At 68.9% G+C, this 16107-nt stretch carries 15 protein-coding genes; 4 read left to right on the plus strand and 11 right to left on the minus strand.

Annotated features, from left to right (window positions below; translation table 11 throughout):
- Positions 1-17 precede the first annotated feature (17 nt).
- The 10 genes from tmk to IQ458_RS15060 all read right to left on the minus strand — a co-directional run bounded on the left by tmk (position 18) and on the right by IQ458_RS15060 (position 9610).
- Positions 18-674: a dTMP kinase gene (gene tmk, locus IQ458_RS15015; protein WP_141456307.1), complete on the minus strand. Its 657-nt coding sequence runs from the start codon at positions 672-674 to the stop codon at positions 18-20.
- Positions 671-1738: an endolytic transglycosylase MltG gene (gene mltG, locus IQ458_RS15020; RefSeq protein ID WP_328805195.1), complete on the minus strand. Its 1068-nt coding sequence runs from the start codon at positions 1736-1738 to the stop codon at positions 671-673. Before mltG ends, tmk begins: the two co-directional genes overlap by 4 nt.
- 517 nt (positions 1739-2255) lie before the next feature.
- Positions 2256-3620, minus strand: coding sequence for an aminodeoxychorismate synthase component I (locus IQ458_RS15025; RefSeq protein WP_203323325.1), 1365 nt, complete (start codon positions 3618-3620; stop codon positions 2256-2258).
- Positions 3621-3899: 279 nt separating this feature from the next.
- Positions 3900-5138, minus strand: a complete 1239-nt coding sequence (gene fabF / locus IQ458_RS15030) for a beta-ketoacyl-ACP synthase II (protein ID WP_183637631.1) — start codon at positions 5136-5138, stop codon at positions 3900-3902.
- Positions 5139-5257: 119 nt separating this feature from the next.
- The gene (gene acpP, locus IQ458_RS15035) at positions 5258-5497 is read right to left on the minus strand and encodes an acyl carrier protein (RefSeq protein WP_093297108.1); all 240 of its coding nucleotides are present in this window, start codon (positions 5495-5497) and stop codon (positions 5258-5260) included.
- Between the two features lie 147 nt (positions 5498-5644).
- The gene (fabG, locus tag IQ458_RS15040) at positions 5645-6388 is read right to left on the minus strand and encodes a 3-oxoacyl-ACP reductase FabG (RefSeq protein ID WP_183637634.1); all 744 of its coding nucleotides are present in this window, start codon (positions 6386-6388) and stop codon (positions 5645-5647) included.
- Between the two features lie 63 nt (positions 6389-6451).
- Positions 6452-7396 carry an ACP S-malonyltransferase gene (fabD, locus tag IQ458_RS15045; protein ID WP_203323326.1) on the minus strand — a complete coding sequence of 315 codons (945 nt, stop codon included), beginning with the start codon at positions 7394-7396 and terminating at the stop codon, positions 6452-6454.
- A gap of 361 nt (positions 7397-7757) precedes the next feature.
- Entirely contained in the window at positions 7758-8750 is a 993-nt protein-coding gene (locus tag IQ458_RS15050) for a beta-ketoacyl-ACP synthase III (RefSeq protein WP_183637640.1), read from the minus strand.
- 93 nt (positions 8751-8843) lie between these two features.
- Positions 8844-9038, minus strand: a complete 195-nt coding sequence (gene rpmF, locus IQ458_RS15055) for a 50S ribosomal protein L32 (protein WP_097119893.1) — start codon at positions 9036-9038, stop codon at positions 8844-8846.
- Positions 9039-9103: 65 nt separating this feature from the next.
- On the minus strand, positions 9104-9610 hold the full coding sequence (locus IQ458_RS15060; RefSeq protein WP_183637643.1) for a YceD family protein: 507 nt from the start codon (positions 9608-9610) through the stop codon (positions 9104-9106).
- A 121-nt stretch (positions 9611-9731) separates the two neighbouring features.
- Between IQ458_RS15060 and IQ458_RS15065 the strand changes: the two genes are divergently transcribed.
- Positions 9732-10304: a Maf family protein gene (locus IQ458_RS15065; RefSeq protein WP_203323327.1), complete on the plus strand. Its 573-nt coding sequence runs from the start codon at positions 9732-9734 to the stop codon at positions 10302-10304.
- A gap of 51 nt (positions 10305-10355) precedes the next feature.
- On the opposite strand, the gene IQ458_RS15070 is transcribed toward IQ458_RS15065, so the two are convergent.
- Complete coding sequence (locus tag IQ458_RS15070) at positions 10356-12197, minus strand: ArnT family glycosyltransferase (protein ID WP_203323328.1); 1842 nt, start codon at positions 12195-12197, stop codon at positions 10356-10358.
- Between the two features lie 47 nt (positions 12198-12244).
- On the opposite strand from IQ458_RS15070, the gene IQ458_RS15075 reads away from it, so the two are divergent.
- The 3 genes from IQ458_RS15075 to IQ458_RS15085 are packed head-to-tail and all read left to right on the plus strand — an operon-like array spanning position 12245 to position 16101.
- Positions 12245-13195 carry an AAA family ATPase gene (locus IQ458_RS15075; RefSeq protein ID WP_141456294.1) on the plus strand — a complete coding sequence of 317 codons (951 nt, stop codon included), beginning with the start codon at positions 12245-12247 and terminating at the stop codon, positions 13193-13195.
- Between the two features lie 16 nt (positions 13196-13211).
- Positions 13212-14159 carry a DUF58 domain-containing protein gene (locus tag IQ458_RS15080; RefSeq protein ID WP_425504703.1) on the plus strand — a complete coding sequence of 316 codons (948 nt, stop codon included), beginning with the start codon at positions 13212-13214 and terminating at the stop codon, positions 14157-14159.
- On the plus strand, positions 14152-16101 hold the full coding sequence (locus IQ458_RS15085; RefSeq protein WP_183637655.1) for a transglutaminase TgpA family protein: 1950 nt from the start codon (positions 14152-14154) through the stop codon (positions 16099-16101). The genes IQ458_RS15080 and IQ458_RS15085 overlap by 8 nt, the downstream gene beginning before the upstream one ends.
- Positions 16102-16107: the final 6 nt, after the last annotated feature.

The following is a 16107-nucleotide window of genomic DNA, read 5'->3' on the forward strand; positions in this document are numbered from 1 at the left end:
CCGGGGTCACTTCCACATCATTCCAGGGTTTCGAGGGTTTCCAGCCATTGCCAGAGGGCGTCGCGCACGGCGGCGCCGACCTGGGCCGGGGTCTGGCTGGCGTCGATCAGGCGGAAGCGCTGCGGTTCCTCGGCGGCACGCTGGCGGAAGCCCTGGCGCACGCGTTCGAAGAAGTCGTCCTGTTCGCTTTCGATGCGATCGGGCCAGAGGTCGCGGCCGGCGGCGCGGGCGCGGCCTTCGCGCACGTCCAGATCCAGCAGCAGGGTCAGGCCGGGCTTGATGCCGACGGCCTGGCGTTCCAGTTCGGCAATCCAGCGCGCGTCCAGGCCGCGGCCGGCGCCCTGGTAGGCGTAGCTGGAGTCGGTGAAGCGATCGCTGACGACGAAGGCGCCGCGTTGCAGCGCCGGGCGGATGACCTGGCGCACGTGCTGGGCGCGGGCGGCGAACACGAGCAGCAGTTCGGTGTCGGCATGCAGCGGTTCGTCGCGCGGGTTGAGGACGAGTTCGCGGATGCGCTCGGCCAGCGGGGTGCCGCCGGGTTCGCGGGTGAGCACGACTTCGTGGCCGCGCGCCTGCAACAGATCGCGCAGGGCGGTGATGGCACTGGTCTTGCCGGCGCCCTCGCCGCCTTCCAGGCTGATGAAGTGCGGATGGCTGAGGACGGACTGGGTCATGGTTGCGCCGCCTTGTCGAGGGTCTCCCGGCGGGTGACAAGGTAACGGGCGACGGCGGCGTTGTGCTGGTCCAGCGAGGCGGAGAACACGTGCTTGCCGCTGCCGTCGCCGACGGCGACGAAGTACAGCGCGTCGCCGGCTTCGGGTTTGACCGCCGCGCGCAGGGCGTCCACGCCGGGCATGGCGATGGGCGTGGGCGGCAGGCCGGCGCGGGTGTAGGTGTTGTAGGGCGTGTCGGCCAGCAGGTCGCGCTTGCGGATGTTGCCGTCGTAGCCGCTGCCCAGGCCGTAGATGACGGTGGGATCGGTCTGCAGGCGCATGCCGATTTTCAGGCGGCGGGCAAACACGCCAGCGATGGCAGGGCGCTCGGAGGCGATGCCGGTTTCCTTTTCGACGATGGAGGCGAGGATGAGCGCTTCCTCCGGCGAGGCCAGCGGCGCCTGCGGGTCGCGTTCGGCCCAGGCGCTGGCGAGCGCCTTGTCCATGGCGTCGTAGGCGCGCTTGAGCACGTCGAGGTCGGTTTCGCGGCGGGTGTAGACGTAGGTCTCGGGCAGGAAGCGGCCTTCGGGATGCTGGCCGGCGTGGCCGAGCGCCTTCATCAGCGCGGCGTCGTCGAGCTGGGCGGTTTCCTGCTTGAGCGGGGTGGCGGCTTTCAGCGCGTTGCGCAGTTGGCGGATGTTCCAGCCTTCCACGATGGTGAAGCGGTATTGCACGGTCTTGCCGTCGCGCATGCGGGTGAGCAGGTCGCGCGGGGTGGTGCCGGGTTGCAGGGCGTATTCGCCGACCTTGAGCTTGCCGGCGGCGTCGAGTTCGCGGGCGAGCAGTTGCCATTCGATGTTCTGGCCGTCGGTCACGCCCTGGTCGCGCAGCTTGCGCAGGACGGTGCCGAAGGCGTCGCCGCTGGCGACTTCGATGACCTGATCGCCCTTGAGGCCGGTGAGCGGTTCATCGGCGAAGCCGTGGTAGCGCTGGTACAGCCAGGCGCCACCGGCGGCCGCGGCCAGCAGCAGCAGAATCAGGACGATGACGATGTTGCGGCAGCCGCTTTTGCAACCTGAAGCCACGTAGGTCTCGGAGTGGGACGGAAGCTGGGGAGGATAACCGCTCGGTGTTAAGGGGGCGATGGGTTGACAGGTGGGGTTGGCTTTGTGGGGAAAGGCTGCCCCCATCCGCCCTTCGGGCACCTTCCCCCGCTTTGCGGGGGAAGGGACTTTCGTTGGGGTTTTGGGTTGTTATTTCGGTGGGGGCCGGGATGCATTTGGGCGAGGTTCGCGGAGATGGGTCGGGGCGTTCGTTGGGATGACGAAAGGGCTGTGGGTGAGTTGCGGAAAGGCTGCCCCCATCCGCCCTTCGGGCACCTTCCCCCGCGTTGCGGGGGAAGGGCGTTTTCTTTGCGGATGTGCGGGGCGGCACGCCTCGAAAATCGCGAGGCGAGTCCCTTCCCCCGCAGAAGCGGGGGAAGGTGCCCGAAGGGCGGATGGGGGCACGCTCCGCGCCACCCCACTTACCGGCTTGCGCCGGAATGACGGCCAAAAATCCCTACGCAAATCTCTTCCCTGCAAAGCGGGATAAGAGAGTCGGTCAGGCTTCCAGGGCTTTCAGTACGCCGCGGGCCTTGGCGCGGGTTTCGTCGAGTTCGCGGTCGGGGATGGAGTCGGCGACGATGCCGGCGCCGGTGCGGAAGCGGACTTCGGTGCCGCCTTCGCGCGGGAGGACTTCGGCGCTGCGGATGAGGATGTTGAGGTCCAGGTCGCCGTCGCGGTTGAGCCAGCCGAAGGCGCCGGTGTAGGCGCCGCGAGCGACCTGTTCCAGTTCGGCGATGATCTGCATGCAGTGCACCTTGGGGCAGCCGGTGATGGTGCCGCCGGGGAAGGTGGCGCGGATGACCTGGCCGGGCGTGGCGTCGGGTTTGAGGTGGCCGCGCACGTTGCTGACGATGTGGTGGACGTGGGCGTAGCTTTCGACCGTCATCAGTTCGTCGACCTGCACGCTGCCGGGCAGGCAGACGCGGCCCAGGTCGTTGCGTTCCAGATCGATGAGCATGACGTGTTCGGCGCGTTCCTTGGGATGGCCGACGAGTTCGCGGATGCGGGCGGCGTCATCGTCGCCGGGAAAGCGCGGGCGGGTGCCGGCGATGGGGCGGGTTTCGACCACGTCGCCGCGCACGGAGACGAGGCGTTCGGGCGAGGAGCTGACCACGGCCCAGCCCTGCCCTGCGAACAGGCCGGCGAACGGTGCGGGATTGGCGGTGCGCAGGCGCGCGTACAGCGTTGAAGGTTCTAGGGTGCCGTCGAACCACGCCTTCCAGGCGCGCGAGAGGTTGACCTGGAAGACGTCGCCGGCGGCGAGGTAGTCGAGGATGCGGACGACGCCGTCGGTAAAGCGTTCGGGGGCGTCCTCGTCGATGCGCAGCGGCGGGTGCCAGGCTGGCAACGCCGGTGCGGGTGACGCGAGGTCGGCGGCGATGCGGTCGAGCAATGCGGCGTGGCCCTGTTCTGCGATCGCCACGCAGTCGCCGGTGCCGCGATCGCGCAGGATCGCGGCGGGGCAACGCAGGGCGACGGCAATCGGCATGCGCGCGTCGTCATCGCGCGGGGGCAGTTGCAGGACGGGTTCGACTTCGCCGGCCAGTTCGTAGGCCAGCAGCAAGGCCCAGCCGCCGCGGAACGGCCAGCGCGGTTCTTCGCGATCGATGCGCGCGGCTTGCCAGTGGGCGTCGAGGGTGTCGAGGAAATTGGCGTCCTGCGGTGCGCCATGCAAGTCGCGCACGCGGCCGTCGTGATGCAGGGTGAAGCCTTCGCCTTCGGCGGCCATCAGCAGCAGGTCCCAGCGTCCCTGCACGGTGCCGGAGGCGACCGATTCCAGCAGCACCGGATAGCGCGCTGGATCGCGCCGGTGCAGGGCGAGCAGATCGGTGTCGGGGGACAGCGCGCGGGTTTCGATCATCGTCTTGCGGGGGCGCGGGGAAGCAGGGTGCATTGTGCCGGATGTGGTGGGGGTTCTGGCATTGCGGGGTTGCCCCCATCCGCCCTGTCGGGCACCTTCCCCCGCAGGCGGGGGAAGGGACTTTCGTTGCAGTTCACGGGAAGGTTGATACATCGCCCTTCCCCCGCGTTGCGGGGGAAGGTGCCCGAAGGGCGGATGGGGGCGTTTTTCCTACCAGACAAACAAAAACCCCTCGCCTTCCAGCGAGGGGTTTCGTATATCGCGCAACATCGCCCGGCGTCAGATCCGCTTGAACACCAGCGTGCCGTTCGTTCCGCCGAAGCCGAAACCATTGGACACCGCGATGTCGATCTTCTTCTCGCGCGCGGTGTGCGGGACGTAGTCCAGGTCGCAGCCTTCGCTCGGGTTGTCCAGGTTGATGGTCGGCGGAATGATGCCGTGGTGGATCGCCAGCACGGAGAAGATGGCTTCCGCGCCGCCGGCCGCGCCCAGCAGGTGGCCGGTCATCGACTTGGTGGAGCTGACCATGATCTTGTACGCGTGGTCGCCCAGCGCGCGCTTGATGGCCAGGGTTTCGGCGAGGTCGCCCTGCGGGGTGGAGGTGCCGTGTGCGTTGAGGTATTCGACCTGTTCGGCGGTGATGCCGGCGTCCTTCATGGCCGCGACCAGGCAGCGGGCCGGGCCTTCGCCGTTTTCGCTGGGGGCGGTCATGTGGTGGGCGTCGGAGCTGGCGCCGAAGCCGGCCAGTTCCGCGTAGATGCGCGCGCCGCGCGCCTTGGCGTGTTCGTACTCTTCCAGGATCAGCACGCCGGCGCCGTCGCCCAGCACGAAGCCGTCGCGATCGCGATCCCACGGGCGTGAGGCGCGGGTGGGATCGTCGTTGCGGGTGGACATGGCCTTCATGGTGCAGAAGCCGGCCATGGAGGTCGGCGAAGAGCCGAGTTCGGCGCCGCCGGCGACCATCACGTCGGCATCGCCGTACTGGATGGCGCGCATGGCCACGCCGATGGAGTGGTTGGAGGTGGCGCAGGCCGAGACGACCGAGAAACTCGGGCCCTTGATGCCCTTCAGGATCGACAGCTGGCCGGGCAGCATGTTGATGATGGTGCTGGGCACGTAGAACGGCGAGACCTTGCGCGGGCCGCCTTCGTGCAGCTTGATGGTCTGTTCCTCGATGCCGTGGATGCCGCCGATGCCCGAGCCGATGATGGCGCCGATGCGCTCGCCGTTGGCTTCGGTGATTTCCAGTCCGGAATCATCCAGCGCCATGAACGAGGCGGCGATGCCGTAGTGGATGAACGGATCCATCTTCTTCGCGTCCTTGGCGGAGACGAAGGTGGTGGGATCGAAGTTGCGGATTTCACCCGCGATCTGGGTGGTGTAGGCCGAAACATCGAACGAGGTGACCGGACCGATGCCGGAACGGCCGTTGACGATGCCATCCCAGCTGGTGGCCATGTCGTTGCCCAGCGGCGACACCAAACCCATTCCCGTAATGACGACGCGACGCCGGCTCATAACACGCTCCTCAAATGCATTTGTTTCGGTACGCCCGTTTTGCTTGCCGGGCGGTGCAACCCCGGACACGCGCGGGGCCGCATTCGCGGCCCCGACACGAAGACTTCAGAACGCCGGGCTTACGCCTTGACGTGGGCCTTGACGTAGTCGATGGCCTGCTGCACCGAAGTGATCTTTTCGGCTTCTTCGTCCGGAATTTCGCACTCGAACTCTTCTTCCAGCGCCATCACCAGTTCAACGGTGTCCAGCGAGTCGGCGCCCAGGTCATCGACGAACGATGCGCTGTTGGTGACTTCTTCTTCCTTCACGCCGAGTTGTTCGACGACGATTTTCTTGACGCGTTCTTCGATGCTGCTCATTGGATATCGCTCCAGACGGAGATTGGGTGACTAGTTGATATTGCCACGCTTGGCGATGGCAAACCGGGGGATAGTGTAGTGGAAACCGGCGGCGGCGGGCAGATGCCCGGATCCGTCACCAAATCAACCACTTACCGCTATTTTTTGTTACGGCATGTACATGCCGCCGTTGACGTGCAAGGTCTCGCCGGTGATGTAGCCGGCCGAGGGGCCGGCCAGGAACGCGACCGCGCGGGCGATGTCGGCCGGTTCGCCGAAGCGTCCGAGCGCGATCTGGCCGAGCATGGCGTTCTTGGCGTCTTCCGGCAGCGACTTGGTCATGTCGGTGTCGATGAAGCCGGGCGCGACCACATTGACGGTGACGCCGCGGCTGCCGATTTCCTTGGCCAGCGACTTGGAGAAGGCGATGATGCCGGCCTTGGCGGCGGCGTAGTTGGCCTGCCCCGCGTTGCCGGTGACGCCGATGACCGAGGCGATGTTGACGATGCGGCCCTTGCGCGCCTTCATCATGCCGCGCATCACCGCCTTGGAGGTGCGGTAGACGCTGGTGAGGTTGGTGTCGAGGATGGCCTGCCAGTCCTCGTCCTTCATGCGCATGAGCAGGTTGTCGCGGGTGATGCCGGCGTTGTTGACCAGGATCGAGACCGGACCGAACTGCTTGGCGATGTCCTCGATCAGCGCCTCGACGGCGGCCGCGTCGGTGACGTTGAGTTCGCGGCCGTGGCCGCCACGCTCGGCCAGGCGCTCGCCGATGGCCTGCGCGCCGCCGGCGGTGGTGGCGGTGCCGATGACGGTCGCGCCCTGGGCGGCGAGCTCATCGGCGATGGCCGCGCCGATGCCGCGGCTGGCGCCGGTAACGAGGGCGATTTCGCCTTGCAGGGGTTTGCTCATTGCGGGGTCCTCGGAATCAGGGGCGCGCGCGGTGCGCGCGCCGGAAGGATGGGTCGGCGGGGCTCAGGCGGCCCAGTCCGCCAGCGCGGCCTCAAAGTCGCCAACGCCGCCGATGGCGCGCGCGTCCAGCGCCTTGTCGATGCGCTTGACCAGGCCGGTCAGCACCTTGCCGGGGCCGCATTCGGCCACCCGGACGACGCCCTGCCCGGCCAGCGCCTGCACGCATTCGGTCCAGCGCACTGGCAGGTAGAGCTGGCGCACCAGCGCATCGCGCAGGCCGTCCAGATCCGCATGCACCCGCGCGTCGACATTCTGCACCACCGGCAGCGCCGGGGTGTGCCAGCTCAGTCCGGCCATGACCTCGGCCAGGCGGTTGGCGGCTTCGCGCATCAAAGGGGTATGCGAGGGCACGCTGACGGCCAGCTTGACCACCTTGCGCACGCCGCGCTCGCCCAGCAGGGCGATGGCGCGTTCCACGGCTTCGGTGTCGCCGCCGATCACGATCTGTCCGGGCGAGTTGTAGTTGGCCGGCACGACCACGCGCGAGTTGGAGGCCTGTTCGCAGACTTCGGCGACCACGGCATCCTCGGCGCCGAGCACGGCGGCCATCGCGCCGACGCCTTCGGGCGCGGCTTCCTGCATCAGCTGGCCGCGCAGGCGCACCAGGTGCGCGCCGTCGCGCAGCGACAGCGCGCCGGCGGCGACCAGCGCGGTGTATTCACCCAGGCTGTGGCCGGCGAGCACGGCCGGTTGGGCACCGCCCTGCTGCTGCCACGCGCGCCACACCGCCACGCCCGCGGCGAGCAGCGCCGGCTGGGTGTATTCGGTGCGGTTGAGCATTTCTTCCGGGCCGCCCTGCGAGAGCGCCCACAGATCCACGCCGGCGCCGTCGGAGGCCTCGGCGAACGCTTCGCGCACGATCGGATGCAGCTCCGACAGTTCGGCCAGCATGCCGAGCGACTGCGAGCCCTGGCCGGGGAAAACGAATGCGAGCGGGGTGGAGGTCACGCGGGGGTCCGGTGAAAAAAAACGAGCGGGGATGATACGTGCGAAAGCGCCGGATTGTCTGTACCCAGGCGTATTGCGCGCCCCGCCCCGCGCCTCCGGAACCATCGCCCCCACACCTGCTTCCTGTGGGAGCGACGTCAGTCGCGAGCTTCCAGCGCGAACCCTGCGCACCCAATGACATCACTCGATGACGGCCACCTCGCCCGCTTGTAACGATGGCGAATTCGCGGATGCGAAACACGCGCGACAGGGTGCGAGATGACGCGGTGTTTCCGCGCACGGCGACTTGCCTCTCCCCGAAAACAAAAGGCGCTCCGAAGAGCGCCCTTTGCGATATCGCGGATGAGAACGTCGCCTGCGATCAGTAACGCAGCAGCGCCGAGCCCCAGGTGAAACCGCCGCCGAAGGCTTCCAGCAGCACCAGCTGGCCGCGCTGCACGCGACCGGAGCGAATCGCTTCGTCCAGCGCCAGCGGCACCGAGCCGGAGGAGGTGTTGCCGTGCTTGTCGACGGTGACGATGACGTTGTCCATCGACATCTCCAGGCGCTTGGCGGTCGCCTCGATGATGCGCAGGTTGGCCTGGTGCGGAATCAGCCAGTCCAGATCGTGCTTGTCCAGGCCGTTGGCTTCCAGGGTTTCGTCCACGACCGAGTCCAGCGCCTTGACGGCGTACTTGAACACGTCGTTGCCCTTCATGTGGATGCGGCTGCCGTTGTTCGGCGCATTGTTGTCGAAACCGGCGGACACGCCGACCGGGTTCCACAGCAGTTCCTTCTTGCTGCCGTCGGCATGCAGGTGGGTGCTGAGGATGCCGGTTTCGGTGTCGGCCTTGAGCACGGCGGCGCCGGCGCCATCGCCGAACAGCACGCAGGTGGTGCGCTCGGTCCAGTCGACGATCCGGCTGAGGGTTTCGGTGCCGATGACCAGGGCGGTCTTGACGTCACCGGAACGGATGAACTTGTCGGCCACGCTCAGGGCGTACAGGAAGCCCGAGCAGGCGGCGTTGACGTCCATCGCGGCGCAGCCTTCGGCGCCCAGGCGGGCCTGGATGAGGCAGGCGGTGGACGGGAAAATCAGATCGGGGGTGGTGGTGCCCACCACGATCATGTCGATCTCGGAGGCCTCGACGCCGGCGGCTTCCAGCGCGCGCAGGGCGGCCTGGTAGCCGAGATCGCCCGCGGTCTGGCCTTCCGCGGCGATGTGGCGCTCGCGGATGCCGGTGCGGGTCTGAATCCATTCGTCGCTGGTGTCGACCAGCTTGGCCAGGTCGTCGTTGGTCAGGACCTTCTCAGGCAGGTAGCTGCCGGTTCCGGCGATACGCGCGTAAATACGCCCGTTGGATTGCTGGCTCATGCCTGCTCCCGTTGCTGGCCCGCAACGGGGCCCTGGATACCACGACGATGATGGCGGGCGCGTCCGCGATTAAGCGGACGCGCCGGGAGCGCATCAATCTTCTTCGACGGCCGAGGTCTTGGTCGCGATGACCTTCTTGCCGCGGTAGTAGCCGTCGGCGGTCACGTGGTGACGCAGGTGGGTCTCACCGGAAGTCGGATCGGTGGACAGCTGCTTGGCGGTCAGGGCGTCGTGCGAACGGCGCTGACCACGGCGGGACGGGGTGACTCGGGATTTCTGCACAGCCATGGGATTGCTCCAGCTATAAACCTTGAAATGAATCTGCGATTCGTATTGCCAGACCGCCGAAGCGGCTAGTTCTTTTTCAGCGAGGCCAGCGCCGCGAACGGGTTGGCCTTTGCCAATTCTTCTTCCTGCGCCGGCCAGTCACGTTCCACCGCGTCCGATTCCGGATTGACCGGAACCACCGGAACGGCGAGGACCAGTTCGTCCTCCACCAGATCCGCCGGGTGCAGCATGCCGTCCTCCGGCACCAGCAGCGCTTCGTAGTCCGGGGGCAACGCGGCCTCGTCGGCCTCGTCGCGCACCAGGCCCAGCCGCTGCACGAGACTGACCGGAAGCAGGAATCGTTGCAGGCTGCGCTGGCACACCAGCGGCAACTGCGCCTCGATCCTCAACTCCACGTAAGGCACCCGCAGCGCGTCTTGATCGAATTCGATCGTGTAGCGTGCTTCGCCATCGGTATCGTTCAGCAGACCCTGCAAGCGCGTCATGGACGACAGCGGCAGGCGACCTTCAAAACTGCGCCGTGCCGCGACCATGCGCCAAGCATCCAACATCTCGGGCGTATTCGCGGACATAAGCCGCTGAATGTTAAGGACTGCGCGCCGAGCTGTCAAACCTGGTCAATCGTCACAGGATAAGGGATTGCCGGACGCGGCCCCGCTCGGCAGACTGCCCGCCCCCGTCTCCCGGCCCGCCATGATGCCCCTGCTGCTCGCCTCGACCTCCCGCTACCGCCGCGAACTGCTGGAACGGCTGCGTTTGCCCTTCCATGTGGCCCGCCCGGACGTGGACGAGACGACCGGCCCGGACGAGGCGCCGGCGGCCCTGGCGGCCCGGCTGGCCAGTCTCAAGGCCGCTGCGATTGCCGCCCACCACCCCGAGGCCTGGGTGATCGGGGCCGACCAGGTGGCCGAGGTGGACGGCCAGGCCATCGGCAAGCCCGGCAACCGCGAGGCGGCCATCGCCCAGCTGACCGCCATGTCCGGCCGGGCCATCCGTTTCCACACCGCGCTGTGCCTGCTGCGGGACCAGAACCGGCATGAGGCCAGCGACGTGACCACGGTACGGTTCCGCCAGCTGTCGGCGGAGGAAATCGAACGCTATGTGGACGCCGAGCAGCCGTTCGACTGCGCCGGCAGTTTCAAGAGCGAGGGACTGGGCATCACCCTGTTCGAGGCCATCGACTCGCAGGATCCGACCGCCCTGATCGGCCTGCCGCTGATCGCGCTGTCGCGCCTGCTGCGCGAGGCGGGGTTCCAGTTGCCCTGACCGGGTCCCCCATGTAGCGCGGGCCTCGGCCCGCTCTCGCAATCCGCCCAGTCACGGCTCGATATCGATCGGCTGCTCTTCCCAGTCCTCGACGCTGCCGTCGTTGCCGTGCAGGCGCAGGCCGAGCCAATGGCGTCCCGGTGACAGGGCCGACGCATCCACGTCCGCGCGGAACCCGACCCGCGGATGCTGCGGATCGTTGGAGATGCGCCAGAACGCGGCCACGCCCGGTTCGGGCCTGCCGTATTCGGCTCTGGCCACCGGTTTGCCGTCGATCAGCACTTCGACGCCCTTCAGGCCCACGCCTTCCTTGAACGCCCAGCCCTGCACGGGGAAGCGCGAGGACACGCCGGCGCGCGACACCGGTGCGTCGATCCAGGCCATCGCCGGCGCCACGCAGGCGCCCTTCGCTTTTTCCTTCGGCAAGGCGAACAACAGGAAACGCTGGTGGCCGTGATCGATGTTGACCACGCGCGGCGGCGGCAGCGGCCCGACCTGCCCGCACAGCGTGTGGTAGTAGTCCAGCAGATGCTTGTACTGCACATCGCCCTGGCCGATCACCAGCAACACCGGCGTGTCGCGGGTGCCGTCGTCCTGCAGTTTCCAGAGCTGCAACTGCGGCGCGCGGCCATGCTTGCGGTTGAGCGGATGATCGAGCACGCGGATGTCCGGATCGTCGAGCGCGAAGCCCAGTTCCGCGCCGACCTTGAAGCTGCCGGCCAGCAGCGTGGTGTCGGCCGGCAGGCGCGCGCGTTCCTCGCGTACGGCGCGGGCCAGGTGCGACCAGCCGGCGAAGTTGTAGGGGTAGTACTTTTCGGCGGCGAAGCGCTCGCGCCATGACGGCACCGAGGCCACCAGGTAATAGGCCAGCATCGCCACCATGCCCACGCCGGCCAGTATCCACAGCGCGCGCCGCCAGAATCGCGGCCAGCCGGCGATCAGCGCGGGCACCGCCAGGATCAGCGCCAGGTAGCCGGGCAACGGCCAGTGGAAACTCACCCGCTCGACGTCGGCAAAGAAACCCAGCGCGAAGAAGCCCAGCGTGGAGGCCATGCCGAGCAGGCCGAAGTAGCGCCATTGCGAGGGCACGTCGGCGGTCCCGCGGCTGGCGCGGAAGCCCGCGATCATCAATGCGGCGAACAGCAGCGGCGTGACCATCAACGCCTGGATGATCACGAACCAGGCGCCGGTAGGCTGGAACGACCACGGATGGCGATCGACCAACTGGAAGCGCAGACCGGCGTCGGCATATTCCAGGTTCCATGCCAGCAGCGGCGCCCACGCGGCGACGCCGACCGCCAGCGCGATCCAGATGCGCGGGTCGCGCAGGATGCGGCGTCCTTCCGGCAGGCACAGCAGGGCGACGAAACCCACGCCGATCACGCCGAGGAAGCGGTAATGGCTGAGCGCGCCGATGGCCAGTCCGAGCGCGAGTTCGGCGGCGGAGGTGGCGTCGATCTCGCGCAGCAGGCGCGCACCCGCATCCAGGCACAGCACCGCTGCCAGCGCCATCGGCACGTCCGGCAGGGCCAGCAGGCCCAGCGTGCCCGACAGCGGCATCAGCACGGTCAGGGTGCCGGCCTGCCAGCCGGCGGCCTCGTCGAACCAGCGGCGCGTGATGTGGGCGATGAGCCAGGGAATGAGCGCGGCCATGATCAGGAACGGCGCGCGCAGGGCCAGGCGGTGCTGACCGCCCAGTTCGGTGCCCAGCCGGGTCAGCCAGGCGGTCAGGCCGGGCAGATCCGAGTAGGCGGCGGCCAGGTGGCGGCCTTCCTGCCAATAGAACGCCTCGTCGACGAACAGCGGCAGGCGGGCCGCGATCACGACCTTGATCACGGATGCGATCAGCCAGACCGCCAGAAAGGTTTTCCTTGCGCTTGCCACGTCCTGCATGCCGCTACACTTCCTCTTCATCCCAACGGTCAGGTCCCGAGCACGCGATGCCCACCACGCCCACGCCGCCTATGCTATCCGATGCCCTTCGCGATGCCCTCAAGCGCGCGCAGGAACAAGTCAATGCACTGGTGCTGGGCAAGGCATACGAGGTGCGGCTGGCGTTCGTGGCGCTGCTGTCCGACGGCCACCTGCTGATCGAGGATCTGCCGGGCCTGGGCAAGACCACGTTGGCGCACGCGTTGGCGGCCACGCTCGGGTTGGGTTTCCAGCGCGTGCAGTTCACCTCGGATCTGTTGCCGGCCGACGTGCTGGGCGTGTCGGTCTACGACGGCGCGGCGCGGCAGTTCCAGTTCCATCCCGGCCCGGTGTTCACCCAGGTGCTGCTGGCCGATGAAATCAACCGCGCGCCGCCGCGCACGCAAAGCGCGCTGCTGGAAGCGATGGCCGAGCACCAGGTGACGCTGGACGGCGTGACCCATGGATTGCCGGATCCGTTCTTCGTGATCGCCACCCAGAATCCGGTGGATCTGTCCGGCACCTATCCCCTGCCCGACTCGCAGCTGGATCGTTTCCTGCTGCGGCTGGCGCTGGGCTATCCCGGCGCGGATGCCGAGCGCGCGCTGCTGGCCGGCGAGGATCGGCGCGCGCTGATCGCGCAGACCCTGCCGGTGCTGAGTTCGGACGATGTGCTGGCGCTGCGCGCGGCGGTGAACCAGGTGCACGCCAGCGACGCGCTGATCGTCTACGTGCAGGCGCTGCTGGCGCGCAGCCGCCATCATCCGGGCGTGCGCGTGGGCCTGTCGCCGCGCGCGGGCATCGCGCTGCTGCGCGCGGCACGCGCGCATGCGCTGCTGCTCGGCCGCGCGCACGTGCTGCCGGAAGACATCCAGGCGCTGTTCGGCGTGGTGGCCGCGCACCGGCTGGTCGCCGAGGCGGAAGCCGATTCGACCGCCGCGCTGGCCAAGGCGATCCTGCACGCGGTGGCGGTGGACTGAGTCGATGGCGGACACGCTGCGGCAACGGTTGCGCCGGCGCCTGTCGCGGTTCGCGCGGCCGCGCCAGTCCGAGCCCCTGCCGGCCCGTCTGGACCGCCGCCGGGTGTATGTGCTGCCCACGCGTTTCGGGCTGTTCTATGCGGTGCTGGTGACCGCCATGCTGGTCGGCGCGCTCAACTACAACAACAACCCGGCGTTGCTGCTGGCACTGTTGCTGGCCTCGGCCGGGCTGGCCAGCCTGATCGCCGCGCACCTGCAACTGTCCGGCCTGCAACTGGACGCGGTGTCCGCCGAACCGGTGCCGGCCGGGCAACCGCTGCGGGTGCAGGTGGCGCTGTCCACGCGCGATCAGCGCGAGCGTCGCGGATTGCGGCTGTCGTGCCTGGAGATCGCCGGCGGCGTGCCGGTGATCACCGGCGACGCGGTGGTGGCGGAACTGATCCTGCCCACGACCCGCCGCGGCTGGCTGGATCCGGAGCGGCTGGAGATCTGGACCACGCAACCGCTTGGCCTGGCGCGCGCCTGGGCCTGGTTCTGGCCGCGCCAGTGGCTACTGGTGTATCCGTCGCCGGAGCCGAACGGTCCTCCCCTGCCCGACTCGGAGGGTGGCGGCAGCCGCGCCCGACGCCAGGCCAGCGGCGACGACGTGCACCATCTGCGCGCCTACCGCGCCGGGGATCCGTTGCGCGCGATTGCCTGGAAGCCCTCCGCGCGGCGCGAGCACCTGCTGGTGCGCGAGTTCGAGCAGCCGGTGGGCCTGGAAGTGGATCTGGCCTGGTCGGCGCTGGCCGCGTTGCCGGGCGAACAACGCATCCGCCGACTCGCCCACTGGGTGGATCTGGCCGAACGCGAGGGCCGCCGCTACCGGCTTCGCTTGCCCGGCGACGTCGCGCTGGGGCCCTCGCGCGGCCCCGCGCACCGGCATGCCTGCCTGCGCGCATTGGCGTTGTTGCCGCATGGATAAGTCCGCCGCGCCCCGCGCCAGCACGCTGGACGCCGGCAGTCGCCTGTGGGCGTTGCTTGCGACCGGACTGTGCCTGCTGGCGCTGCTGATCCAGTTGCCGGCCGGAGTGGCGGCCGGCATCGGCGCGCTGGCGGTGGCGACCACCGCGCTGTCCTGGCGGCGCGCGCTGCCCGGCCCGCTGCGGCTGCTGCTGGCGCTGCTGATCATCGGCGCGGTGCTGGCGGTGATGGGCATGCGCTTCGGCCGCGATACCGGCTGCGCGCTGCTGGCGGCGATGCTGGCGCTGAAGCCGGCGGAGACGGTGAGCCTGCGCGATGCGCGCAGCCTGCTGGGATTCGCGCTGTTCGCGCCGTTCTCGGCGTTCCTGCTGGACCAGGGACCGCTCACCCTGCTGCTGGCCGCGCTCGGCGTGGCCGCGGGCCTGCTGGCGCTGTCGCAACTGGCCGACGCGGAAGCCGATGCGCCGATGCCGCGCGTGTCCCTGCGCCAGCGCCTGTGGCGGGTGGGCCGATTGCTGCTGATCGGATTGCCGCTGATGCTGGCGACGTTCTGGTTCTTCCCGCGTTTTCCTTCCCCGCTTTGGGGCGTGCCCGAGCGCGCACTGGCCCAGCCGGGATTGTCCGATCGGATGTCGCCGGGCGGCTGGCTGGACCTGATGGCCGACGACAACCCGGCCCTGCGCGTGCAGTTCTTCGGCGCGGTGCCGAAGCCGGAGGAGATGTACTGGCGCGGACTGGTGCTGTGGGACTACGACGGTCGCGAGTGGACGCGCTCGCCGTGGATCGCGACCTTGCCGGCGGCGCCGGCGGAGTCGGCCCAGGCACCGCGCTGGGACTACGAGATGATGGTGGAGCCGACCGAGCAGCGCTGGCTGGTGGCGCTGGATCTGCCGGTGTCCACGCCCGCCGATGCGCAACTGGATCGGGATCGGGCGCTGGTGGCCACTCAGCCCATGAATGGCGTTACCCGTTGGCGCGTGGCTTCGGCGCCACCGTCGCGCTTCGATACCCGGCTGCCCACGCCGCTGCGCGAGCGCGCGCTGGCGTTGCCGGCCGGCCTGAATCCGCGGACCCACGCGCTGGCGGCGCGGTGGCGGCGCGAAGCCGGTGGCGACGATCTGGCCATCGTGCGCCGCGCGCTGGAATGGATCCGGCGCGACTTCGGCTACACCCTGGATACGCCGCTGCCCGGACGCGACGCGGTCGACGAGTTCCTGTTCGACCAGCAGCGCGGGTACTGCGAGCATTTCAGTTCCTCGTTCACCACGCTGATGCGCGCCTCGGGCATTCCGGCGCGGGTCGTGGTGGGTTACGCCGGCGGCTATCGCAACCGTTTCGGCGACTACTGGATCGTGCGCAAGATGGATGCGCATGCCTGGAGCGAGGTGTGGCTGCCGCAACGCGGCTGGGTGCGGGTGGATCCCACCGCCGCGGTGGCGCCGGAGCGGATCTTCGACACGCTGGAAGATCGCCTGGGCGCGGACACCGGCGCGGTGTTCCAGCGCAATCCGCTGTTCGACGCGGGCGACTGGCTGCGGCGCGGCTGGAACGATCTGGTGCTGGGTTTCGACGCCCGCCGACAGCAGCACATGCTCAGGGCGCTGGGTCTGCCTCCGCTGGACGGCGGCCGGCTGGGCGCGTTGTTCGCGCTGGCCGCGCTGCTGGCCGTGGGTGCGATGGCCTGGTTGCTGGCCCGCGGCGAACGCGAGCGCGATCCCTTGCTGCGGGCCTGGCACGCGCTGGGCGCGCGCTACGCGCGGATCGGACTGGGCCGCCAGCCCCACGAGCCGGCGCTGGACTGGGCGCGGCGGGTCGCCGCCAGCCATCCGGCCGCCGGCGCGGTGCTGGTGCCGCTCAGCCAACGTTTCGCCGAGGCGCGCTACGCTGCCGCCGTGAGCGACATTCCCGCGCTGGTTCGCGACCTGCGCCGCCATCGGCCCTGAAGGAGA

Origin of the sequence: Pseudoxanthomonas beigongshangi (genome assembly GCF_016820515.1) — a bacterium.
Taxonomy (GTDB): domain Bacteria; phylum Pseudomonadota; class Gammaproteobacteria; order Xanthomonadales; family Xanthomonadaceae; genus Pseudoxanthomonas_A; species Pseudoxanthomonas_A beigongshangi.

What these genes read in the sequence shown, in the direction of transcription:
- IQ458_RS15050 (WP_183637640.1), bottom strand. Translation starts at nt 8,750, where the DNA reads ATGAGCCAGCAATCCAACGGGCGTATTTACGCGCGTATCGCCGGAACC.
- IQ458_RS15065 (WP_203323327.1), top strand. Translation starts at nt 9,732, where the DNA reads ATGATGCCCCTGCTGCTCGCCTCGACCTCCCGCTACCGCCGCGAACTG.
- fabG (WP_183637634.1), bottom strand. Translation starts at nt 6,388, where the DNA reads ATGAGCAAACCCCTGCAAGGCGAAATCGCCCTCGTTACCGGCGCCAGC.
- IQ458_RS15060 (WP_183637643.1), bottom strand. Translation starts at nt 9,610, where the DNA reads ATGTCCGCGAATACGCCCGAGATGTTGGATGCTTGGCGCATGGTCGCG.
- IQ458_RS15025 (WP_203323325.1), bottom strand. Translation starts at nt 3,620, where the DNA reads ATGATCGAAACCCGCGCGCTGTCCCCCGACACCGATCTGCTCGCCCTG.
- tmk (WP_141456307.1), bottom strand. Translation starts at nt 674, where the DNA reads ATGACCCAGTCCGTCCTCAGCCATCCGCACTTCATCAGCCTGGAAGGC.
- rpmF (WP_097119893.1), bottom strand. Translation starts at nt 9,038, where the DNA reads ATGGCTGTGCAGAAATCCCGAGTCACCCCGTCCCGCCGTGGTCAGCGC.
- IQ458_RS15070 (WP_203323328.1), bottom strand. Translation starts at nt 12,197, where the DNA reads ATGCAGGACGTGGCAAGCGCAAGGAAAACCTTTCTGGCGGTCTGGCTG.
- acpP (WP_093297108.1), bottom strand. Translation starts at nt 5,497, where the DNA reads ATGAGCAGCATCGAAGAACGCGTCAAGAAAATCGTCGTCGAACAACTC.
- IQ458_RS15085 (WP_183637655.1), top strand. Translation starts at nt 14,152, where the DNA reads ATGGATAAGTCCGCCGCGCCCCGCGCCAGCACGCTGGACGCCGGCAGT.
- fabF (WP_183637631.1), bottom strand. Translation starts at nt 5,138, where the DNA reads ATGAGCCGGCGTCGCGTCGTCATTACGGGAATGGGTTTGGTGTCGCCG.
- IQ458_RS15075 (WP_141456294.1), top strand. Translation starts at nt 12,245, where the DNA reads ATGCCCACCACGCCCACGCCGCCTATGCTATCCGATGCCCTTCGCGAT.